Origin of the sequence: Halolamina salina, assembly GCF_042678005.1 — an archaeon.
In the GTDB taxonomy this organism is placed as follows: Archaea; Halobacteriota; Halobacteria; order Halobacteriales; family Haloferacaceae; genus Halolamina; species Halolamina salina.
The window spans coordinates 16,360-16,625 of sequence record NZ_JBHUDH010000039.1 but is presented as its reverse complement, the minus strand read 5'-3'; the positions used below and the strand labels follow the sequence as shown (position 1 = coordinate 16,625).

The following is a 266-nucleotide window of genomic DNA, read 5'->3' as shown; positions in this document are numbered from 1 at the left end:
CAGCACCGCGGCGCCGGCGACGTTGATCAGCGCGCCCGCGTCGCCGCTCGTGAAGGCGAGGTCGATCGGCGCGTTCGGCCGCGGGCACGCCGCGGAGGCGGGCGTGGTAGCCGAGCACCTCCCGGCCCGTGAGCGCGTCCGGGAACCCCGCGTGCTCGGGGACGTACCCCACCACCTCGCGGAGCCGGTGGCCGGCGTCGGTCACGTCCTCCCCGCCGACGCTGACCGTCCCCGAGTCGGGGGTGAGGTGGCCGACCAGCAGCTTG

General features: G+C 77.1%; 1 pseudogene. It reads right to left on the bottom strand.

The features are described from left to right. Positions 1-266, bottom strand: a pseudogene (locus tag ACFR9S_RS04985) (ABC transporter ATP-binding protein); the annotation flags it as partial.